Source organism: Parabacteroides sp. D25, assembly GCF_000307475.1.
Taxonomy (GTDB): domain Bacteria; phylum Bacteroidota; class Bacteroidia; order Bacteroidales; family Tannerellaceae; genus Parabacteroides; species Parabacteroides distasonis.
In genome coordinates this window covers 297,591-320,098 of sequence record NZ_JH976506.1, presented here as the reverse complement: position 1 = coordinate 320,098, position 22,508 = coordinate 297,591, and the positions used below count along the sequence as shown (strand labels likewise).

The following is a 22,508-nucleotide window of genomic DNA, read 5'->3' as shown; positions in this document are numbered from 1 at the left end:
ATTTTCCCATATGTTTTTTAGATAGACCAAGTCTACATTCTTGTTCTTTTATTCCATAGGCCCATATTATTTAATTATTATACATTTTTCTTTATTTTCCTTTCCAAAGTATAACTCGAGTACGGTTAGTACCTTTGCTGTCATCTGTCTTCATATCTTCTATACGATAATCAATATTTGAAGATATTCTCAAATAGTCTAGTGTCTGAGATAGCAACCTATTATCTAAAATACCGGTTAAACAATAGCTTTTAATCTCCGCATCCTGAATCACAAATTCAACATTATAGTAATATGACAATTTTTTCAAAGCCTCAGGTAAAGGCGTATCCTTGAACATCAGTTTGCCATCCATCCATGCGGTTTCATACATCGTGTTTATTTTCATCACAGAAATTTCTTCTTTATCCAAGTTGCAAATCGCTTTTTCGGATGGTAGTAACGTCCTATGACTCACATTCCCTGATTTATTCTTCACCTCGAGATTTACGGAGCCCGTCACTAAAGTAGTCGAAATTATATTCTCATCCCCATAAGCTTGTATATTAAATTCCGTGCCTAAAACTCTAACCCTATGCTGATCTCCTGAAGTACTGACAATAAAAGGTTGTTTTTCGTTGTGAGTGACTTTAAAATAGGCTTCTCCTGATAAATATACTTTTCTTTCTTTTTGGTCATAAGACATCGGATAGGATAAAACACTACCCGAATTTAGATAAACAACAGTACCATCCGGTAAATTAAAGCGTGTACGGACTCCCGCATTTGCCTGAAGTGTTATAATTTGAGGATCTCCAAATTCAGAATCAGCCTTTCTATGGGAAAATAAGGTTGATAGCCCAATGATAGCAATTATACAAGCCGCAGCGACAGAGAACCTCTTCAGCCAATATAAACGGGTCCGTTTTGCTAATCGTTGTTCCAACTTTTCATAGGCAATCAATGGATTTCGGCTAGCGATCCGTTCCATCGCATTGTTCGTATAATATATACGGGCGGTCTGTAATAAGATCCTCTTATTATTTTCATCCGCTTCCAGCCAAGCTTCAATATAAGATTTTTCCTCATTGGAAGCTGTGTCCTTTATATACCGTAAAAGCATCATACCTTCCGGCTCTTGAAAATTAATATGTCTATTTTCAGTTTTCATTCTTATCTGTTTCTATAACTAAGACAATCCAGAAAGAACACACCCTTAACTAAAAAGCAATTTTTTTCAACTTTCTCATTTTTAGCCCAGGGTAACCGCATCAATTTTTTTTATGGAAGACCGTTAGACTTTGACATGATACAGATTTACTTCACACGTAATTAACAATTAAAAGAACGTGTGTAACATGTCAAACAAGTTAAGAGAACGTAAAAATTACAGCATGGAGTTCAAGCTCCGTATGCTGAAGGAGTATTATGAGAGTGGCTCAACCAAGTACAGGCTATGTAAGAAATATTCGGTTGATTACGTGACCTTCAGTCGCTGGGAAGGTTATTTTGAGTCAAAAACGCTATCTTTACCGTCCGATCTGACAGAGTTAGAGCATCAGGTATATATGGCACGAAAGAAATCCGAATCATCCAAGGCGACCGGTCCCCAAACGGAGAGCGAGAGGCTCCGGGAGGAGAACTTGCGCCTACGCAAGGCGTTGGCCTGCTCAGAGTTGCGCAATGAGGCTCTGCATGAGCTTCTTAAGATCGGTCGGGAACAATATGGCATCGACCTGCTAAAAAAAGCTGGCGCCAAGCGGTAGACAACCTTCGGCTCAGGCATCCCAAGGAATCGATCGGTAGCCTGAGCGGGCTGTTTGGCAAGACAAGAGAAGGTTATTACTCCGTGAGCAAGGAGAAACGCATGCGCAGGGAATTGTCAGAGAAAGAGATACTTGACACCGTGAGGGATATCCGGCATGAGGCTCCGGGCATCGGGGCGTACAAGCTGTACCTGATGCTCAAGGAACTCTATCCGGACGAGATGCGTGGCCGGGACTGGTTCTACGGGCTGATGCACGAGTCACACCTGATGCTGAAGCCCGGGAAGCGCCGTCACACGACAAGCTCCAACCATCCTTACAGGAAGTACAAGAACATGATCAAGGGATTGACCGTCAACAGGATCAACCAATTGTGGGTGGCCGACATCACCTATATCGACACCGATGAGGGCGTGGCCTACCTGCATCTCCTGACGGACGCGTTCACGCATGAGATCATAGGCTGGGTCCTTTCCGACAGCCTAGTCGCCTCCAATACCGTGACGGCTCTGGACATGGGTATCTCGCACGTGTCACCCCTAGGGTTCGATGGACTGATCCACCACTCCGACCGCGGCGTTCAATATTGTTGTAATCAATATATTGATCGTCTACAGGCCATTAAAGCCACGATCAGCATGACGGAGGACTACAAGCCTACCGACAACGCGATCGCCGAGCGGGTCAACGGCATCATCAAGCAGGAATGGCTCTACAGGATGAAACGCCCCCCGGACGTGGTGGTCGCAAGGGATTTGTTGGCGAGGATCATAGACTTCTACAACAATAGGAGACCGCATAGGAGCAACAGGGACATGCTCCCACCTGTCAGGTTCCGAGAAGCTCTGACTTGTATGTGATCGCTCAATGGAGGCTTTGCGCCTCCAGCCGCGAGGCTTCCTCCGCAGTGGTTTTTTCATGGTTGTTTTGCATGGAAAAAGAAAAACGGTATTTTTGCCGCTGTGAACCGGTTCAGGAAACAACTTTCAACCCTGTGAAGTTTTTCAGGAGAAGCTTCTCTAAGATGTGAAGTACCTTAGAAAATAACAGTAAAATCTGTGAAGTAAATTTAGGCATAGTCACTTTTACTACTTACTTTCCCATAGGATATATACTTTATCAGTAAAGTAAGTAGTACTTCATCGGTAAAGTAAGTATATCTTGCGATAAGGATGTCCTAAAAGTGATATTTCGATGCGGTTACCCTAATTTTAATCTTGAATATCCAAGATAAAATATATCTTTGCTTACAGAAAAGAAAGGATGAAGAAGGTGCTATGGATGATTCTACTTTAATTGAACAAATACAATTAGGAAGTAAAGACGCTTTTAAACAGATGTTTATCAAATTTTATTCGCCGCTATGCGAATATGCTTCCCAATATGTTTCTGATGAGGATGCCGAAGAACTTATTCAGGAGCTAATGTTATTTATATGGGAAAACCGAAATTCCTTATTTGTAGAGATATCCTTGAAATCCTATCTTTTTATGGCTGTTAAGCATCGTTGCCTCAATGCGATCAAAAGGCAATTGTATCATGAGCGAGTACATAGCCTGATTTATGATAAGATTAAAGATCAATTTGAGAATCCTGATACCTATTTCGTTAACGAGCTTACAGAGAATATCACGAAAGCGATCGAAGAATTGCCTGAGAATTACCGGGAGACATTTAAACTTAGCCGATTCGGAGAGCAATCTAATCCCCAAATCGCAGAGGCCTTGGGGGTTTCTATCAAAACCGTGGAATACCGGATTACACAATCCTTGAAAATATTGCGGGTTAAATTGAAGGACTATTTACCTTTTATAATGTTCTTGTTCTAAGAATACTCTCCATAAATCCAAAGGCCTGCACGATTGTTAATAATATCAAATCCATAAAAATTATATTAAACTATTTTGAGTGAACCTTGTCTATCTTTTCGTAATTGTAAACAATGTAATCCATATAGTTATGAAATCGGGAAAGTGCCTTTTGATGTTGTTGATGATCCTTTTTTCACCGATGGCTTTCGCACAGCAAAGCGGTGTTAATGTTACCGGATCTGTCGTTGAGCAAGGTAGTGATACCCCCATCGAGCAAGCAACGGTACGATTGCTGAACGTAAAAGACAGTGCCATGGTACGAGGTGTGGTGAGCGCCCATAATGGTAGTTTTACCTTGAAAAACGTAAAGAAAGGAAGTTATTTACTACACATCACATTCATCGGATACGATCCATTGTACCAACCCTTGCAAATCACCGGAAAGAAAAACCCCGTAAACGTAGGTAAACTTGAATTAAGCGACGGAGCGATCGAGTTGGGAGAAGCCGTAGTTATAGGTAAGGCACCCGAGGTTACCGTTCGCAACGACACTGTGGAATACAACGCGGATTCTTATAAAGTAACCGAAGGCTCCGTTTTGGAGGATTTATTGAAAAAGATGCCCGGTGTGGAGGTAGATAGCGAAGGCAAGATCACCGTCAATGGAAAAGAGGTGAAAAAGGTAATGGTGGACGGAAAGGAGTTCTTCTCCGATGACCCGAAAGTGGCCTCCAAGAATCTTCCAGCCAAGATGATCGATAAATTACAGGTACTTGATAAAAAAAGCGATATGGCCCAAATGACTGGCTTCGACGATGGAGAGGAAGAGACCGTCATCAACCTAACCGTGAAACCCGGCATGAAGCAAGGTTGGTTTGGCAACGCATATGGCGGATACGGAAGTAAAGATCGGTATGAAGGCAACGCCATGGTCAATCGTTTCGTGAATAATGACCAGATCACGTTCATGGGGGGAGCGAATAACACGAATAATATGGGCTTTTCCGATCTAGCCTCAACAATGTTCTCCGGTATGGGAGGCGGTGGAGGCCGACGAGGAGGTTTCGGAGCGGGTAGCGGTATCACCTCTTCCGGAAACGCAGGTTTGAATTTCAGCAAGGAATTCAAGCCGGATAAACTAACTCTTGGGGGAAATACTCGTTATTCCCATTCCGACAATGACGCTCGTAGCAAGAGCGACCGGCAGAATATTCTTCCCGGAGATAGTTCCTCCTACGATAATAGCGAGGCGATGAGCCGTACGAAGAGCGATAACTTTGGCGTAGACTTTCGCTTGGAATGGAAACCGGACACGATGACTCAACTTATCTTCCGCCCGAGTTTCAGCCTCAGCCATAGCATGAATGACAATTTCAGTGATGCTACCACCTTGGATAACGAACGGGATACGGTCAATACCAACAAATCCAACAATTACTCGGAAAGTAACGGGTACAACCTAAATGCCAGCATCGATTTCAGCCGTAAGCTGAATAACAAAGGGCGTGTGTTCAGCGCCACCCTTTCCGGAGGCAATAGCGATTCGTACAGTGACGGCATGAACCGTTCCGACATCGTTTATTTCAACCAGACTGATGCCTTGAAGAATAGCATTATCGACCAGCGCTCACGTTACGACAACAAAGGTTTCAATTACCGGGCCTACGTATCGTGGGTAGAACCGATCGGGCATAATAATTTCATCCAAGCCACTTATAGCATCAGCCAACGGAAACAAGAAGCCTTGAAGAATGTTTACAACCAAGACGCTGATGGTATATATAATGTATTAGATTCCGCCTACAGCCAAAGCTATCGCAATAACTTTATCAGCCAGCGGGCCAGCTTGAGCTTCAAGTCTCAACGGGCAAAGTTCAACTACACGATCGGCTTGAATCTGGACCCATCCTATTCCAGCAGCGAGAATTTCGTTGGCGACACGACCTTATCCAAGATAACCCGTAAGGTGGTCAACCTCTCCCCGATGGCTCAATTCAACTATATGTTCGATAAGCGTACGAATCTTCGTATCATGTATAATGGCCGTACCAGCCAACCGAGCATGACTCAATTACAACCGGTAGCGGATATCTCGGACCCGACGAATATCACGATCGGTAACCCGGATTTGAATCCCCGCTATACGAACAACGTATTTATTCGTTTCCAACAGTTCACGCCGGAGAAACAACGGGCCTTCATGATCATGGCAAACGGTAGTTATATCATCAACGATATCGTAAGTTATACCTCTTATAACCAAGAGACAGGTGTAAAGACCACCACTTACAAAAACGTAAATGGCAACTATAGTGGCAACGTCCGTATGATGTTGAACACCCCCTTGAAGAATAAGAAATTCTCCATCAACTCCATGACAATGGCCTCGTTCGCTAATAGCAACGGATATATCAACGAGGAGAAGAATACGAACCGGAATCTCATATTGTCCGAACGTGGTGGTATCGACTTCCGCTCCTCTTATCTGGATCTGGGCGTAAACGGGAATATTCGTTACAATGCCACCAGCAACTCCCTGCAAAAGGAAAATAACCAAAACACCTTCAATTACGGAGCCGGCGGTTACACGACAATCTATCTGCCCCTCAATTTCAAGATAGAGAGTGACGTGAACTGGTCTACCAACTCTGGCTACGGGGACGGATTCAAACAGAACGAAGTCCTATGGAATGCCTCAGCCTCCAAGTCTTTCTTAAAGAATAACCAAGGGACGCTCCGTTTCAAGATCTACGATATCCTGCAACAACGAAGCAATATCTCCCGTTCCGTTACCGCTAGCTATATACAAGACTCAGAATATAACACGCTAGGCAGTTATTTCATGGTACACTTCATCTATCGGTTTAGCATCTTCAAAGGCGGAGCCAGTGCCAGCGACGTGAAAACGCCGGGTAGAAGCGGACGGGGAAGAGGTCCGATGGGTCCTCCTCCGGGACATCGATTTTAATCCCCTAAGTGGAGACTTTATAAAGTCCGGGCGCAACAAAGAACGCACCGGACTTGTTTTTACGTAGGATAATATATAAAAAACTTAGGATAAAATAACGCTAACTAGCGCATTAACAGCGGAGTTTCAATGCTTAGCTAGCATACATCCTCTATGTCCACAAAGTATTATTAACATTTTAAACGGATTATTTTTACCTTTTTTGTGTAAATATTAAACTAAAACATACGTTATTTGTTGCAATATTAAGAGAAAGATATTGATATGAGGAAGTCGACAATTTGGTTGCTTGCGGTAGTTATGGCTTTTGCCTTCGCCGGGTTATTATACCTACAGGTAAACTATGTGAGCATTATACTTAAGACACGCAGCGAACAGTTCAATGAGACTGTCAAAAGAAGCCTGCGCCAAGTATCTAAGAATCTGGAATTGGATGAGACCCGTAAATACCTCGAGGATGATATCAACCGGGATGAGACAAATTTCATGTATCAAAATGCCCCGGATGCCCAAAGCCTAGGACAAGTGATCAACCATGAGAAATACCAATTACAGATCAAGGATTCTAATGGAACCGTTCAACAAATAGAGATGCAAAGTTTTAGCGCCCATAAGTTCGAGCCGCTCTCTTCCTTGTCAAAACGGCAGTCTGCCAACAGCATCGTAAACACATCTAAAGATTTACAGAAGACACTAAAAAGACGTTACCAGTACCAAGGTGGACTGATAGAGGAGGTGATTTACAACATCTTATACACCGCGAATCTAAAGCCGATCGAGGAACGTATAGATTTTAAAAAGCTGAACAATTACTTAAAAACAGAATTTATTAACAACGGTTTGAACTTGCCGTTTGTGTTTTCTGTTATTAACAAAGATGGAAATGTAGTATACCAGAGCGGAGAATTCCAAAAGCAACCGATCGCCTCTGACGTGATCACCCAAGTGCTTTTCCCGAACGATCCCCCATCGAAACTAAACTACCTGAGAGTTTATTTTCCGACGAAAGGGGATTATATCTCAAGCTCTATTACTTTCATCGTTCCATCGGTTATATTCTCATTGATCCTGTTGATAACCTTCGTCTTCACGATTTACATCGTATTCCGTCAGAAGAAGTTATCCGAGATGAAAAACGACTTTATCAACAACATGACGCACGAGTTGAAGACACCGGTATCCACGATCTCGCTCGCCGCTCAGATGTTGAAGGATTCGGATATAACGAAGAGTCCGGACGTATTCAAGCATATATCCGGCGTAATCAACGACGAGACGAAGCGATTGAGCTTCTTGGTCGAGAAAGTGCTACAGATGTCTTTGTTCGAACGACAGAAAGCAGCGCTTAAATTGAAAGAAATTGACGCGAATGATTTGGTAGCGAACGTGGCTAACACCTTCGTTTTAAAGGTCGAGAAGTACGGCGGTACAATGGATATAGACCTGCAAGCTACAGAATCGGATATATATGTGGATGAAATGCATATCACCAATGTATTGTTCAACTTGATGGACAATGCGGTTAAATACCGCCGCCCGGAAGTTCCGCTTACATTGATGGCACGCACTTGGAACGAGAACGGAAAGCTGTTGATCTCCGTGGAAGATAATGGTATCGGTATCAAGAAAGAATATCTGAAAAAGGTATTCGACCGTTTCTTCCGCGTACCGACAGGCAACGTACATGACGTGAAAGGGTTCGGCCTCGGACTCGCTTACGTACGCAAAATTATTGAGGACCACAAAGGTACGATCCGTGCTGAAAGTGGTGCCGGAAACATTGGAACAAAATTTATTATTACTTTACCTCTTATAAAAAGTTAGTTATGGAAGAAAAACTAAAGATCTTCTTTTGTGAAGACGATGAGAATTTAGGAATGCTTTTAAGAGAATACTTACAAGCTAAAGGGTATGTAACGGACCTATTCTCTGACGGAGAAGCCGGATACAAAGGTTTTACCAAAGGTAAATACGATCTTTGTGTGTTGGATGTCATGATGCCAAAGAAAGATGGTTTCACCTTGGCACAAGAAATTCGCTCTATCAATCCTGATATCCCTATTATCTTCCTTACAGCCAAGACTATGAAGGAAGACATCTTGGAAGGATTCAAGATCGGTGCGGATGACTACTTGACAAAACCGTTTAGCATGGAAGAGCTATTGCTTCGTATCGAGGCTATCCTTCGCCGTGTGAAAGGTAAGAAGATGAAAGATATTCCTTTCTACAAGTTAGGAAACTTCTTGTTCGATACCCAAAAACAAACGTTGGCTATCGGCGACAAGGTTACGAAACTTACTACGAAGGAATGCGAATTATTAAGTTTGTTGTGCGCCCACGCAAATGAGATCCTTGAGCGTAACTACGCCTTGAAGACAATCTGGGTAGACGATAACTATTTCAACGCTCGTAGCATGGACGTTTATATCACGAAATTACGTAAATTGTTGAAAGACGATCCGGGTATCGAGATCATCAACATCCACGGCAAGGGTTATAAATTAATCACTCCTTCCGGGGAGGAACAAGCCCGTGAGGAAGGCATACAAGTGCTTTAATTCACTTGAACAATAACGACAGAAAAGGCTGGCTAAATGTAAGCCAGCCTTTTTTATACTTTCTTTCTTTTCCAGACTAAGAAGATCCCGAAAACGATCAATGTAACTAGTAGCCCCAAAAGTTGAGAAAAACCGGAGGAAAGACCAAACCCTTCCGGAGCTACAAAAATATAGGTAGAACATACCGCCGTCATGAATAAGGCGGGAATCAAGGTTATCACATATAATTTCTTTGCTTGTACCAAATATACGGTTAAGGCCCATAGGGTAAATACTGCCAACGTCTGGTTACTCCATGCGAAATAACGCCAGATCATATCGAAGCCATCCTTATCTTTTTGACTATATAATAAGATTCCTATCGCAACGATAAACATGGGAATACAGATCATCAGACGTTTGACCACCGTTTTTTGCTCCATATGCAGGAAGTCTGCGACAATCAGACGAGCCGAGCGGAAAGCCGTATCGCCAGAAGTAATCGGAGCTGCTATCACACCCAGTATCGCTAATACACCTCCGACAGCGCCCAGCCACTCTTTTGTGATACTGTCTACTACGACAGCGGCATTGTTCTCCTCCATTCCGTTATTATGGAAGAAATACGTAGCGGCGGCGGCCCAGATCAAGGCTACGATACCTTCGGTAATCATCGCTCCGTAAAATACGGGACGGGCGTATTTCTCACTTTTCATGCAACGGGCCATCAATGGACTTTGGGTAGCATGAAAGCCAGAGATAGCGCCACAAGCGATACTAACAAACATGATCGGAAAAATAGGCAAGCCTCCCGGATGCATATTACTAAGTCCATCCGTAATCTCAGGTAACGGCGGCTGGTTAATAAATAACATAACCAAGATACCTACGGCCATAAATAGCAAAGCGATGGCGAATAATGGATAGATCTTTCCGATAATCTTATCAACAGGTAATAGAGTAGCCAGTATATAATAAATGAATACGACGATAATCCAGAACGTAGCATCTAGATATTCCGGAGTCAGTTTAGCCAGCAACCCTGCAGGCCCAGCTACGAAAACAGCACCCACCAAGATCATCAAGATAACCGTAAAGCCCCGCATAAATTGCTTAAAGTTGTTCCCCAGATACCGTCCGATCAATTCAGGAAGACTTTCTCCATCATGCCGCAACGAAAGCATTCCCGATAGGAAATCATGGGTAGCGCCCGCAAATATACTTCCCAATACGATCCAAAGGAAAGAAGCTACCCCAAATTTAGCCCCCATGATAGCGCCGAAAATAGGTCCCAGACCCGCTATATTCAAAAATTGGATCATGAAAATCTTCCAAGTAGGCAAGGGTATATAATCAACACCATCTTGTTTTGTGAAAGCGGGAGTAACCCGGGAGGGATCTACGCCAAACACCCGCTCGACAAATTTACCATACATAAAATATCCAACGATAAGGGCTATCAGACAACATGTAAAAGTAATCATGGTTTTCTAAAGAATTAAATTGTCAAAGGAAAAGGTATATACGAGAAAACCGTACCAAGGGCATTCTAACGAGTAATTGTCAGAATGCCCTTAGTGCAGTCTTCGTATGAATCAATTAATTAAGTAAACGCTTAACCGTCTCGGAAATCATCCGTCCTTCGGCTCTTCCTGCCAATGCTTTTGAGGCTACACCCATTACCTTACCCATATCTTTCGGGCCAGCGGCACCGACTTGAGCGATAATAGCTTTCAATTCTTTCTCCAATTCCTCGGCAGACATTTGTTGAGGTAAATATTTCTCAATCACTTTTACTTGCTCCAACTCAACATCCGCTAGGTCTTGACGGCCCTGTTGCACATAAATCGTAGCGGAATCTTTCCCTTGTTTCACCAACTTCTGCATGATCTTCAAGGCATCCGCATCCGTCAGCGTATCATTGGCTCCCGGAGCGGTTTTCGCTTCCAAGAAAAATTTCTTTACATTTCTCAATGTCTCCAAGGCGACTTTATCTTTCGCCTTCATAGCGTTTTTAATGTCTTCACTGACTTGTTCAAATAAATCCATATCCTTATTATATTATTAACTATCGGAAACTGATCACTTGTTTACCCCCCCGCTGAGAATCTTGGCGAGATTGGTTAGCCGGTTGCTTCGCCGTTGTCGGAGCCGATACTTGAATATCCTCTCCCGCTACTTTGGAACGGGCACGGGCTACGATCTTCGGATCCCGGTTATAAGTCGGATTATCCTCTATCAAAGCGATCAAGGCATCATCGTCCAACTCTTCCTGAGTCAAAACTACCGCTTTCGCACGAGAGGTAAAACGACCCACCTTTTGTGCGGAAGCACCATAATATTTACCAATCAAATCACGCTCCTTACGCTCTTTCTCGATTCGCTCTTCTTCTAAGCGCAATTCTTCTTCCGTCATCTGAGCGGCTTCATTCCTGCGTTTATCAGCGATCAATGGAATATCATCCATCGTAAATCCAGTAGCGAGGATCGTCATTTTCACTTTATTACCTAATGTATTATCCACGGCAGTACCCCAGATAACCTCTATATCACGGTTGAACTCGGACATAAAGTTATGCACGTCGTTCATCTCCTCCATGCGCAACTCGGCTTCCTCGCTGAAATATACGTTGAACAGGATTTTCTTGGCGTTCTTTACGTCGTTGTTGCTTAATAGCGGAGAATTCAGAGCGTCTTCCACCGCTTGGCGAACACGTCCTTCTCCTTCACCAAAACCATTACTCATCAAAGCGACACCACCATCTTTCATCGTGGTGTTAACATCGGCGAAGTCGAGGTTGATAATACCCGGAAGCGTAATGATCTCCGCGATACTCTTGGCGGCGATCGTCAAGGTATCATCGGCCTTGCCGAAAGCGTTCATCACGGAAAGGTCCGAATAAATCTCACGCAAACGCTCGTTATTGATTACCAATAAGGCATCCACGTTCTTCGCGATCTCCTCCACACCATTCAAGGCCTGTATAATCTTACGCTCACCCTCGAACAAGAAAGGAATGGTTACGATACCTACCGTCAATATTCCCATATCCTTCGCGATACGAGCGATAACCGGAGCGGCACCCGTACCGGTACCACCACCCATACCGGCGGTAATAAATACCATCTTCGTACCGTCGTTCAACATACCTCGAAGATCGTCCAGACTCTCCTCGGCCGCCATCATCGCACGTTCCGGCTTATTTCCCGCGCCCAATCCCTGCGTGATCTCACGTCCCAGCAACAACTTGATAGGAACATCCGAACGGTTCAAGGCTTGATTATCCGTATTACATAACACGAATGTAACATCGTGTATGCCCTCCTTATACATATGAGTAACAGCGTTTCCGCCACCGCCTCCAACACCAATCACCTTAATGATTTTGGGAGTATCCGTAGGATAATTAAAATTTAATATTGTATCGTCCATTGTCTTCCGGTTTTATTACATTCGTAGATCACGTTATTTACTCTCGTTATCATCGTCATCGAAGAGGGTTTTACCAAAGGTATCGATTCCTTTTGTCAACCGCCCGAACAAGCCGGGACCTTTTTTCTTCTCTTTCTTCGGCTTCTCCTTGACGGGTTCCGGTTCCGGAGTCGGTTCCACTATCGGTTCAGGCTCAACCACCGGCTCAATCTTAGGCTCCGGTTTAGGAGGAATATATAACGCGCAATTCTTAGTTCCTTTCGCCAAGAGGCCGACGGCTACCGCATATTCGGGATTGCTGGCGACCACTAAATCACCACTAGCGACAACCCCCTTGCGAACCGCAGAATAGCGAACCTCCATCTTCAAGCGTTCGCTCATAACAGCCGGTAAATTCTTCAAAGCGGCGCCTCCACCCGTAATCACGATGCCAGCACCGAGAACGCTCATCAAGCCTGTAGCCTCCAGACGAGCATATACATTCTCTAAGATCTCATCCATACGGGCCTCGATCACACCGTTCAACTCGGCCAGCTTAATCTCACGCAAGCCCATTCCATCCGCTAAACTCACTTGGATGGTCATATCATTATCCCGGTCCGCTTTCGCGCTACCATAAGTGATCTTCAAGCGTTCCGCCTCAGACTCTACGACCCTGAGATTGGTTATATCTTTTGTTATCAAATTACCTCCAAAGGGAACAACGGAAAGGCTGGCCAACTTACCACCCTTATAGACAGATATCGTCGTCACGCCGGCACCGAAACCGATCAAGGCGCAACCCAAGTCCTTCTCATTGTCGCTCAAGACAACATCTCCCAACGCAAGGGGTGACACCAGAATACCGGCGATCTCGATTTTCGCTTGTTCCGAGATGCTATTGACAATATTTAATTTCAAGGAAGGACGTCCAACAATCAACTTATAACGAGCCTCGATACGGCTACAAGGCACGCCCACCGGGTTGGACTCTGGTTTATCATCTAAAAAATAGGAAGGAGAAACCACGTCAAGAACGGTCAACATATCCGGACGATAATCCTTACACTCTTGATAAAGAGAGTCTATGATCTCCTCCGTAACCACTCCTTCCGTTCCCAACACCTTGCAAACCGTATGCTCGATAGAACGGAGTGACTGGCCACCCAGTCCCACATATACCTGCCCGATCTTGGTCCCCCCCAGTTTATTCTCCAACTTGAGGATCAAGCGTTTTATCTTACTCGCCGTCTCCTTCACGTTATATACACATCCTCTTCGTATGCAGGTGCCGGAGTTCTCAACTTCGTAGGCGATGATTGAAAGAGCGCCCGTCGCATTCTTAGTCCCCACCATTCCTACCATATGGGAGGTACCTAGGTCAATAGCTGCTATAAAGTCTGTGTATGCCATATCATCTATTTTTTAGTACAAACAATCTGATTCTTATATTTTAAATTAATCATACTGTACTTTTCCCAACCCACTTTAGGGATCGCTTGTTCATAGAAAAGCTTTAAATTCGCAAGCTTTTCTTCGAATTCATCCAAAGTACCCAACATGATCCGGTGGTTACCCACTCTTGGAATAAGTTCTATATCATTATCCGGATAGACATAGATTTGTTCAATCTGGTCATTCCAGAACTCATTCTCTTGCAAAAATAATGCAAATTTGTATAAGTCGGTCACCGCAAGCTCTTTTTCCACATATCCACTCACAATTGGCACATGTGCGGCATACCGACGACTGATCGGCATGGTGGTTCCCAGATTATCCACGTAATAACTACCTCTTACGCCCATAATCCGGAGGATAGGCATCTTTTGCATGACCTCTAGCTTGATAATACCCGAAGGAGTCTTATACGCCTCCACTTGGGCGATCATCTCATTCTTAAGCAATTCCGTCTCTATCCGATCCGTATTCACGTCGGCCATTGACCGCTTGATCGGATCTAGCCCGGCTTTCTTCAGTATAGACACAAGGTCACTCTCGCTCACGAAGTGTTTATCCAGACTGTCTTTCACCACGACTTGCAGATCTTGGCAAATAGAGTCCTGACGTATTTCCCGAAAGAAAAACGACACAAACACGATGTAACAGAACAACAACGTGGCTACTACTATGGAAATTATTCGGATCACGGTTTCCTTATTTGTTTACATAAAATCTCTTTTACAGGCTCCACCAAACGGTCGATATTACCGGCGCCTACCATTAATACTACCTCATATTTCCCGGCGGCAACCACGTCCAAAAGCTCTTCCTTCTTACACAGCGTCTTGGAAGGGATCGTCACCTTATCAAAAATGATCCGAGAGCTCACCCCCGGAATCGGTTCCTCACGAGCCGGATAGATATCCAGCAAGATCAACTCATCCAATAAAGAGAGACTCGCGGCGAAATCACCAGCGAAATCCCGGGTACGGGTATATAGATGCGGCTGGAAAATACCTGTCACCTTACGACCCGCATATAATTCCTTCACCGACAAGATACTCTGTCGCAATTCGGCCGGATGATGGGCATAATCATCGATCAATACCACTTGATCAGTCTTCAAATGGAAATCGAAACGGCGGCGAGGTCCGGCAAATGTAGCTATACCCTTTTTCAAATCCTCCGGTTTCACTCCGTTCAACCAAGCGATCGCCATAGCCGCTACCCCGTTCTCTATATTAACCTTTACGGGAACACCTAATTCCACATCAGGAATACGGATTTCTGGACCAACGAAGTCAAAGGTAATATTTCCGTCGCAAATACGAATATTTTCAGCGTAAAAGTCCGCTATTTCCGTAACGGAATAGGTATATTCCTTGACACCCTCCTGTAAACGGGGCGTTACGTTGATTCCTTTCTTGATCAGTAGACAACCATCGGGACGAATTAAGGAGGTAAATTTCTCGAAACTCTCCCGGTAAGCCTCCGCCGTACCGTAAATATCCAGATGATCTGGATCTGCGGAAGTAATCACTGCCATATAAGGAGTAAGCCAATGAAAAGAACGATCGAACTCATCCGCCTCGATCACGGTAAAGTCGCTCGTATCAGACAACATCAAATTACTCTCGTAGTTCTTTAGGATTCCTCCGAGGAAAGCATTGCAATCCACCGGCGATTGTTTCAGCAAATGAGCCAGCATAGAAGAGGTCGTTGTCTTGCCGTGCGTTCCCGCCACGCATAAACCCCGGCTGCTTTTCGTAATCTCTCCCAAGACACGTGCCCGCTTCATCACCTCAAAACCGTGCGCCCGGAAATAGGTCAATTCCGTATGCGACTCCGGGACCGCCGGCGTATAAACCACCAGCGTATCATCGGGCGACTTGAACGCCTCCCCGATCAAAGCTACATTATCCTCATAGTGAATATCGGCTCCCTCCTTTTTCAACTCCTCGGTTAAATCGGAAGGGGTCTTATCGTATCCGCCCACTCGTTTTCCCTTAGCGAGGAAATAACGGATCAAGGCACTCATCCCAATGCCCCCGGCACCTACGAAATACACCGCTGTCACTTTATTTATATCCATATTCCTTATTTCTTATCTATAATCTTAACAATCTCATCCACGATACGGTCTGCGCTATGGCGTTGCGCCAAGGTCTCGATATTACGGCTCAACGTACGCAAACGTTCATCGTCATGAACTATCTTCAAGGCAGTAGGCACCAAATCCTTTTCCGCGTCTTTATCGGCGATCATAACGGCGGCATCCTTATGGACCAAGGCCAAGGCATTCTTGGTCTGATGATCTTCCGCCACATTCGGCGAAGGCACCAAGACCACCGGTTTTCCTAATAAGCAAAGCTCCGAGATAGAACTAGCCCCCGCACGGGATATCACCAAATCGGCCGCTGAATAAGCATAATCCATACGGGTAATAAAGTCTGAGCACCAAACCGGCATTCCCCGGTACGCCTTCAAATGCTTGGAAGCGTCGCTGTAATAATACCTACCGGTTTGCCAAATAACCTGTACATCCGAGGCGAAGAACTTATCCAGATCCCCTTGAATACTCCGGTTAATCGTCCGTGCGCCAAGGCTACCACCTACCACAAGGATCGTTTTTTTCTCCGGAGAAAGCCCGAAGAACGCCAACGCCTCCTCTTTCTTGCTCAGCGCCTCTTCCAAATCCTGTCGCACCGGATTTCCCGTAATCACGATCTTATCCGCCGGAAAGAACTTCTCCATGCCCTCGTAAGCGACACAAATCTTGCTCGCTTTCTTCGCCAACAACTTATTGGTCACACCGGCATACGAGTTTTGCTCCTGTATCAACGCAGGAACACCTTGCGAAGCCGCCATCCATAAAGTCGGTCCACTGGCATAACCGCCCACGCCGACCGCTATATCTGGCTTGAACTCACGGATCGTCTTCCTCGCCAAGCGCAAGCTTTTCGCTAAACGAGCCATGACCTTCACGTTGTTCATCAAGTGGGCACGATCAAACCCACTCACTGGTAAACCTACGATTTTATAACCAGCTGCCGGAACCTTATCCATTTCCATGCGGTCTTCCGCACCCACAAATAAGATTTCCGCATCCGGAAAACGTTTCTTGAAAGTATTAGCGATAGATATGGCCGGGAAGATATGGCCTCCCGTACCACCACCACTTATTATGATCCGGTACTTTCTCATACTTTTGACTCTACAGTTATCGTTTCGACAGCCGATAGCGGATTATCTTCTTTCTCTCCCTCGACCGCCTGATTTATTGTCTCTCCGGATGGCTCGTCGGAAGGATTCTCTGGATTCTCCGTATCCTCCTCTTCCTCATCCTCATTTCCGATATTGGCTCCAAAACGACTTACGCTCAATATGATCCCGAAATAGATACAAGATATAAGCGTAGACGTACCCCCCCGGCTCACCAACGGCATCGGTTGCCCGGTAACGGGCACTAAATTCACGGCTACCGCCATATTCGCCAAGGCTTGGACTACCACCAGCAACCCACATCCCAACACTAGGAATTTCGGGAATGATTTATCACATTTCCGGGCGATCATCCCGACCCGCACTAGCAGCATTATATAAAGCAACAGTACAAAGATCCCCCCAACGATACCCAGTTCCTCTATGATAATCGCATAGATAAAATCTGAATACGCCTGTGGCAGGAAGTCACGCTGTTGGCCATGTCCGGGCATCTGTCCTAATACGCCTCCCCTAGCAATAGCTATCTTCGCATGGGTTACCTGATAATTATCATCGGTTATCTTATACGTACCACTCTCATCCAAATTATCCTTATGCCCGTCGAAGAAACGCTCCAAACGCCCCTGCCAAGTAACGAATCGATCCGGCAAATACTGGGTAATAGCGGCCGGCGTAAACTTAAGCAACGCCAAGAACAATACCAACGCCAACATCAAGATACCCGCCAGCTTCGCCAACTTACCAAATGGCAACTGACCGATAAACATCATCAGGAAACAAACTCCAAATAACATAAACGCCGTAGAGAAGTTCTCCGGCAGAATCAAGACACAGGTCAGTCCTACTCCAATCAGTATATACTTAAAGATCTGGTTCTCCGTTAATTTCCCCCGTTTGCTGAGCAAGAAAGCGACAAACACGACACAAGCCAGCTTCCCGAACTCCGAAGGCTGGAACTGTATTCCCATGATTTCCAGCCATCGATGCGCATCATTAGCGTCCACGCCGATAAAGGGCGTCACGATCAACATCAACATCGAGACCGGCAATAATATAATAAACGCAGAAAAGAAGCGACACGGTATATTATGCAACAGCAATACCATGACGAAACCTCCCAATAAAAAGGTGGCGTGCCGTACGATAGGCGCCCAGTGATTCGCGTTCTTATAAGCGATCGTACTGGTCGCACTGAACACCTCCACCACCGATATAAGACACAGGAACATGAAGATGATCCATATCACCCGGTCGCCCTTAAACAGTTTACTCGCCAGATCCATTTTATCCTTTATTACAAATTACGTACGCAAGCCTTGAACTGATCGCCCCGATCCTCATAGCTCTTGAACAGGTCGAAGCTGGCGCAACAAGGAGAGAGCAATACCGTATCTCCCTTATGAGCCATCTTATAAGCTTTCGCCACAGCCTCCTCCATCGAGCGGGCGTCTTCAATATTCGCCACTTTCCCGTCGAAGAACGCATGCAGTTTCGTATTATCCACACCCATGAAAATCAATGAATGTACCTTCTTATTCACTAATTCCTCGATCTCCGAGTAATCATTCCCTTTATCCGTGCCCCCTAAGATCAAAACGACCGGAGTCGTCATGCTCTGCAAGGCATACCAACAAGAGTTTACGTTCGTAGCTTTCGAGTCATTGATATAATCAACACCACGCACGCGAAGCACCTTTTCCAAACGGTGCTCAACACCCGTGAAATCACTGAGTGAGGCACGTATTTTCTCATCATGAATGTCCACGATCTTGGACGCTATCCCCGAAGCCAAAGAGTTATACAGGTTATGCGTACCAGTCAATGCCAATAGGTCTTGTTCCATCGTAAATGTTCCGTTTGCCGTTTCAATAACTACTTGATTATTTTCCGTATATCCCTTCACGCCGTTCTCATGTGTCTCGGCGAATGGGTAAAGAGTAGCCTCAGGATGCCGTTTGGCGATCTCACGGGCTATGATCGGGTCATCGTTCCAGAAAATGAAGGCGTCGTCCTTCGTCTGATTTTGCAAGATGCGGAACTTAGCGTCTACATAATTCTGCATCTCATAGTTATAACGGTCCAGATGATCCGGTGTTATATTCAATATAATAGCGATATCCGCTCTAAAGTCGTACATATTATCCAGTTGGAAACTGCTCAACTCGATCACGTAGACCGCATGTGGATCTTCCGCAACCTGAAGCGCCAAGCTGTTTCCGACATTTCCGGCCAAGCCCACGTCCACGCCCGCTTCTTTCAGTATATGATACGTAAGCATCGTCGTTGTCGTCTTGCCGTTGCTACCCGTGATGCAAATCATCTTCGAGTCCGTATACCTTCCGGCAAACTCGATCTCGGAGATGATCGGCGTACCTTGCTTCTTCAATAACTGTATGATAGGAGCCTTGTCGGGAATACCCGGGCTCTTGACAATTTCGTCGGCACTCAAGATGTCGGCTTCGGTATGCTGTCCCTCTTCCCAACGAATCCCGTGGTTGTCCAGCATCTCCTTATACTTAGGTTTGATAGACGATTTATCGGACACGAACACGTCGAATCCTTTCGCCTTCGCCAAGACAGCGGCTCCCGCGCCACTCTCCCCGGCCCCTAATATAACCATTCTCTTACTCATCTTTTATCTCATCTTTAACGTAACTATCGTCATAACAGCCAAAATAATACCGATCAACCAGAAACGGACCACGATCTTCGATTCAGGCACGACATTGAACGGCTTTTGGATCAATGCCTGTATACCCGCGTTTCCCGGTTTCTGGAAATGATGGTGTAAAGGAGCCATCTTGAAGATACGGCGACCTTCCCCATACTTCTTCTTCGTATATTTAAAGTAGGCCACTTGCAACATGACCGATATATTCTCCACCAAGAAAATACCGCAAAGGATCGGAATCAACAACTCCTTACGGATGATGATCGCGAAAACGGCGATAATACCTCCCAAGGTCAAGCTACCCGTATCTCCCATAAATACTTGGGCCGGATACGAGTTGTACCATAAGAAACCGACCGTGGCACCGATAAAGGCAGCGGCATAAACCACCAACTCCTCCGCGCCGGGTATAAACATGATATTCAAGAACGAGGCGAACTCAAAGTGGGATGACATATAGGCCAAAATACCGAGCGCCACCCCGATGATCGCCGATGTCCCGGCAGCCAAGCCGTCCAATCCATCCGTCATATTGGCTCCGTTCGACACGGCAGTCACCACAAAGATCACCATCAGCACGAACACTAGCCACGCGGCCTCCTCCTTATAATCGCCCGCCCAGTTCACCAAGTTGGCGTAATCGAAATTATTGTTTTTCAAGAACGGGATGGTCGTCTTTGTCGACTTGGTCTCCACCGTATGATAACGCACCTCCTCGATCACGTTATCATGGCGCACCTCCATATTCTCCTTGATCACCACATCCGGGCTCATGAACAATACCAAGCCAACGATCAGGCCCAGTCCTACCTGCCCGACGATCTTGAAACGTCCGTGCATGCCCTCCTTATTCTTCTTGAACACCTTGATATAATCATCCGCGAATCCCAAGGCTCCCAGCCAAACCGTAGTCACCAACATCAATATCACATAGATATTATTCAGCTTGGCACACAGTAAAGTCGGGATCAATATAGCGATAATAATGATAATACCTCCCATCGTTGGCGTTCCCTTCTTGCTCATCTGGCCCTCCAGCCCAAGATTTCTCACCGTCTCGCCGATCTGCAACATTTGCAACTTATCGATGATACGCCGGCCGATCGCCGTAGAGATAAACAAGGACAAGATCAAGGCCAACCCCGAGCGGAAAGATACGTACTTAAACATACCCGCTCCCGGGAAATCCAACTGATCCAAATAATTAAAAAGATAATAAAGCATGTCGTCTTAAATATTATGATTGTTGTGTCGAAAAAATCTCGCGTAACTTCTCACGGTCGTCAAAGTGATGTTTCACCCCCTTGATCTCCTGATAGTCTTCGTGGCCTTTTCCGGCAACAAGGATCACATCCCCTTTCTTCGCCAACATCGTAGCGGTCTTGATCGCTTGCGTACGGTCCGTGATACATAAGGTACGTTCCATATCCATTTTCGTCAATCCGGCTACCATATCGTTAATAATATCATCCGGTTCCTCAAAGCGCGGGTTATCGGAAGTCAGAATTACCTGATCGCTCAGCTTGACAGCCTCTTTCGCCATCAGCGGGCGTTTCCCCTTGTCCCGGTTTCCCCCGGCACCTACCACGGTAATGATACGTCCTTTCCCATCCAATACCTCATGAATGCCATTCAGTACATTCGTCAAGGCATCCGGCGTGTGAGCGTAATCCACGATCGCCGTATAACCGAGCGGAGACTGGATCGTCTCGAAGCGACCGGATACGGAGCGAAGCGTGCTCAGCACGATCAACACCTCCTCGGGATCTTTCCCCAAAGAAACCGCGGCTCCGTACACGGCCAGCAAGTTATAAGCGTTGAAACGTCCCACGAAATGCACCATAACCTCCCGACCGTTAATGATCAAGTCTGTACCCTCGAAATGAGATTCCAATATCTTTCCCTTGAAATCGGCCAAGGTACGCAAGGAATAGGTCAGCTTTTTCGCCTTCGTATTCTGCAACATCACCAAGCCGGATTTATCATCGGCATTCGTCAAGGCGAAAGTCCCGGCAGGCAGGTCATCGAAGAATTTCTTCTTCGCTTTCAAGTAATTCTCCACGGTCTTATGGTAATCCAAATGATCGCGGGTCAGGTTCGTGAAAATCCCCCCGTCGAAAGACAAGCCGCTGATGCGCCGCTGATCGATCGAATGAGAGCTAACCTCCATAAAAGCATACTCGCATCCGGCCTCTACCATCCGGGCCATCAAGGAATGAAGCGTAAGCGGGTCCGGTGTCGTATGATCCGTCGGTACCGCCTCGCCATCTATATAATTACATACCGTGGAAAGCAATCCCACCTTATGCCCCATCTTCCGGAACATCTCATATAATAAGGTAGCGATCGTAGTCTTCCCGTTCGTACCCGTCACGCCTACCAACACCAATTTCCCGGAAGGATCACCATACCAGCGGGAAACCAAAAGACCCAGCGCCTCCGCCGAATCCTTCACCACGATAAACGAGCATCTCCCCTCCAAATAGGACGGAGCCTCCTCGCATACGATAGCGACAGCCCCCTTCTCTATGGCGCTGTCCATATAGGCATGGCCATCCACGGCCGTACCTCTCACAGCGACAAACAAAGACCCTTTCGTCACCCGACGAGAGTCTGATTGAATATTCGTGATATCCACATTATCCGCCCCCATCAACATAGGAGCTTCCAACGCACCGATTAAATCCCTTAGTTCCATA

The 22,508-nt window shown here is 45.7% G+C and carries 18 protein-coding genes; 6 read left to right on the top strand and 12 right to left on the bottom strand.

Annotation, left to right across the window (positions count from 1 at the left end; genetic code table 11):
* Positions 1-91 precede the first annotated feature (91 nt).
* Positions 92-1,150: a FecR family protein gene (locus tag HMPREF0999_RS17395; RefSeq protein ID WP_009276493.1), complete on the bottom strand. Its 1,059-nt coding sequence runs from the start codon at positions 1,148-1,150 to the stop codon at positions 92-94.
* A gap of 187 nt (positions 1,151-1,337) precedes the next feature.
* Between HMPREF0999_RS17395 and HMPREF0999_RS17390 the strand changes: the two genes are divergently transcribed.
* The 6 genes from HMPREF0999_RS17390 to HMPREF0999_RS17365 all read left to right on the top strand — a co-directional run bounded on the left by HMPREF0999_RS17390 (position 1,338) and on the right by HMPREF0999_RS17365 (position 9,082).
* Entirely contained in the window at positions 1,338-1,745 is a 408-nt protein-coding gene (locus HMPREF0999_RS17390) for a transposase (protein ID WP_009276492.1), read from the top strand.
* On the top strand, positions 1,703-2,605 hold the full coding sequence (locus HMPREF0999_RS17385; protein ID WP_121961876.1) for an IS3 family transposase: 903 nt from the start codon (positions 1,703-1,705) through the stop codon (positions 2,603-2,605). Before HMPREF0999_RS17390 ends, HMPREF0999_RS17385 begins: the two co-directional genes overlap by 43 nt.
* Positions 2,606-3,022: 417 nt before the next feature.
* Positions 3,023-3,574, top strand: coding sequence for an RNA polymerase sigma-70 factor (locus HMPREF0999_RS17380; protein ID WP_008773829.1), 552 nt, complete (start codon positions 3,023-3,025; stop codon positions 3,572-3,574).
* A 130-nt stretch (positions 3,575-3,704) separates the two neighbouring features.
* Entirely contained in the window at positions 3,705-6,524 is a 2,820-nt protein-coding gene (locus HMPREF0999_RS17375; RefSeq protein ID WP_009276490.1) for a TonB-dependent receptor, read from the top strand.
* A gap of 264 nt (positions 6,525-6,788) precedes the next feature.
* Complete coding sequence (locus tag HMPREF0999_RS17370) at positions 6,789-8,348, top strand: sensor histidine kinase (RefSeq protein WP_005861390.1); 1,560 nt, start codon at positions 6,789-6,791, stop codon at positions 8,346-8,348.
* Positions 8,349-8,350: 2 nt separating this feature from the next.
* Entirely contained in the window at positions 8,351-9,082 is a 732-nt protein-coding gene (locus tag HMPREF0999_RS17365; RefSeq protein ID WP_005861388.1) for a response regulator transcription factor, read from the top strand.
* A gap of 53 nt (positions 9,083-9,135) precedes the next feature.
* On the opposite strand, the gene HMPREF0999_RS17360 is transcribed toward HMPREF0999_RS17365, so the two are convergent.
* From HMPREF0999_RS17360 to HMPREF0999_RS17310, 11 genes are all read right to left on the bottom strand, one after another.
* Positions 9,136-10,545, bottom strand: a complete 1,410-nt coding sequence (locus tag HMPREF0999_RS17360) for a carbon starvation protein A (protein WP_009276489.1) — start codon at positions 10,543-10,545, stop codon at positions 9,136-9,138.
* A gap of 115 nt (positions 10,546-10,660) precedes the next feature.
* Positions 10,661-11,110, bottom strand: coding sequence for a GatB/YqeY domain-containing protein (locus HMPREF0999_RS17355; protein ID WP_005861384.1), 450 nt, complete (start codon positions 11,108-11,110; stop codon positions 10,661-10,663).
* A gap of 19 nt (positions 11,111-11,129) precedes the next feature.
* Positions 11,130-12,494, bottom strand: a complete 1,365-nt coding sequence (ftsZ, locus tag HMPREF0999_RS17350; RefSeq protein ID WP_009276488.1) for a cell division protein FtsZ — start codon at positions 12,492-12,494, stop codon at positions 11,130-11,132.
* Positions 12,495-12,527: 33 nt separating this feature from the next.
* Positions 12,528-13,886, bottom strand: coding sequence for a cell division protein FtsA (gene ftsA / locus HMPREF0999_RS17345; protein ID WP_009276487.1), 1,359 nt, complete (start codon positions 13,884-13,886; stop codon positions 12,528-12,530).
* 5 nt (positions 13,887-13,891) lie between these two features.
* Positions 13,892-14,620 (bottom strand): cell division protein FtsQ/DivIB, encoded by a 729-nt coding sequence (locus tag HMPREF0999_RS17340; protein WP_005866972.1) that lies wholly within the window; start codon positions 14,618-14,620, stop codon positions 13,892-13,894.
* Positions 14,617-16,005, bottom strand: a complete 1,389-nt coding sequence (gene murC / locus HMPREF0999_RS17335; RefSeq protein ID WP_009276486.1) for a UDP-N-acetylmuramate--L-alanine ligase — start codon at positions 16,003-16,005, stop codon at positions 14,617-14,619. The genes HMPREF0999_RS17340 and murC overlap by 4 nt, the downstream gene beginning before the upstream one ends.
* Positions 16,006-16,010: 5 nt before the next feature.
* Entirely contained in the window at positions 16,011-17,117 is a 1,107-nt protein-coding gene (gene murG, locus HMPREF0999_RS17330) for an undecaprenyldiphospho-muramoylpentapeptide beta-N-acetylglucosaminyltransferase (RefSeq protein WP_008773833.1), read from the bottom strand.
* Positions 17,114-18,421: an FtsW/RodA/SpoVE family cell cycle protein gene (locus HMPREF0999_RS17325; RefSeq protein WP_009276485.1), complete on the bottom strand. Its 1,308-nt coding sequence runs from the start codon at positions 18,419-18,421 to the stop codon at positions 17,114-17,116. The genes murG and HMPREF0999_RS17325 overlap by 4 nt, the downstream gene beginning before the upstream one ends.
* Positions 18,422-18,432: 11 nt before the next feature.
* A complete protein-coding gene (gene murD, locus HMPREF0999_RS17320; protein WP_009018312.1) occupies positions 18,433-19,770 on the bottom strand; it encodes a UDP-N-acetylmuramoyl-L-alanine--D-glutamate ligase in 1,338 nt (445 codons plus the stop codon).
* A gap of 3 nt (positions 19,771-19,773) precedes the next feature.
* On the bottom strand, positions 19,774-21,033 hold the full coding sequence (gene mraY / locus HMPREF0999_RS17315; RefSeq protein ID WP_005861367.1) for a phospho-N-acetylmuramoyl-pentapeptide-transferase: 1,260 nt from the start codon (positions 21,031-21,033) through the stop codon (positions 19,774-19,776).
* Between the two features lie 13 nt (positions 21,034-21,046).
* Complete coding sequence (locus tag HMPREF0999_RS17310; RefSeq protein ID WP_009276483.1) at positions 21,047-22,507, bottom strand: UDP-N-acetylmuramoyl-L-alanyl-D-glutamate--2,6-diaminopimelate ligase; 1,461 nt, start codon at positions 22,505-22,507, stop codon at positions 21,047-21,049.
* Position 22,508: the final 1 nt, after the last annotated feature.

Bases quoted from the DNA above. Each gene is read 5' to 3' on its own strand.
- murC (WP_009276486.1), bottom strand. From the start codon at position 16,005: ATGGATATAAATAAAGTGACAGCGGTGTATTTCGTAGGTGCCGGGGGC.
- HMPREF0999_RS17380 (WP_008773829.1), top strand. From the start codon at position 3,023: ATGGATGATTCTACTTTAATTGAACAAATACAATTAGGAAGTAAAGAC.
- ftsA (WP_009276487.1), bottom strand. From the start codon at position 13,886: ATGGCATACACAGACTTTATAGCAGCTATTGACCTAGGTACCTCCCAT.
- HMPREF0999_RS17325 (WP_009276485.1), bottom strand. From the start codon at position 18,421: ATGGATCTGGCGAGTAAACTGTTTAAGGGCGACCGGGTGATATGGATC.
- HMPREF0999_RS17395 (WP_009276493.1), bottom strand. From the start codon at position 1,150: ATGAAAACTGAAAATAGACATATTAATTTTCAAGAGCCGGAAGGTATG.
- ftsZ (WP_009276488.1), bottom strand. From the start codon at position 12,494: ATGGACGATACAATATTAAATTTTAATTATCCTACGGATACTCCCAAA.
- HMPREF0999_RS17365 (WP_005861388.1), top strand. From the start codon at position 8,351: ATGGAAGAAAAACTAAAGATCTTCTTTTGTGAAGACGATGAGAATTTA.
- murD (WP_009018312.1), bottom strand. From the start codon at position 19,770: ATGAGTAAGAGAATGGTTATATTAGGGGCCGGGGAGAGTGGCGCGGGA.
- HMPREF0999_RS17370 (WP_005861390.1), top strand. From the start codon at position 6,789: ATGAGGAAGTCGACAATTTGGTTGCTTGCGGTAGTTATGGCTTTTGCC.
- HMPREF0999_RS17310 (WP_009276483.1), bottom strand. From the start codon at position 22,507: ATGGAACTAAGGGATTTAATCGGTGCGTTGGAAGCTCCTATGTTGATG.
- HMPREF0999_RS17355 (WP_005861384.1), bottom strand. From the start codon at position 11,110: ATGGATTTATTTGAACAAGTCAGTGAAGACATTAAAAACGCTATGAAG.
- mraY (WP_005861367.1), bottom strand. From the start codon at position 21,033: ATGCTTTATTATCTTTTTAATTATTTGGATCAGTTGGATTTCCCGGGA.
- murG (WP_008773833.1), bottom strand. From the start codon at position 17,117: ATGAGAAAGTACCGGATCATAATAAGTGGTGGTGGTACGGGAGGCCAT.
- HMPREF0999_RS17390 (WP_009276492.1), top strand. From the start codon at position 1,338: ATGTCAAACAAGTTAAGAGAACGTAAAAATTACAGCATGGAGTTCAAG.
- HMPREF0999_RS17360 (WP_009276489.1), bottom strand. From the start codon at position 10,545: ATGATTACTTTTACATGTTGTCTGATAGCCCTTATCGTTGGATATTTT.
- HMPREF0999_RS17375 (WP_009276490.1), top strand. From the start codon at position 3,705: ATGAAATCGGGAAAGTGCCTTTTGATGTTGTTGATGATCCTTTTTTCA.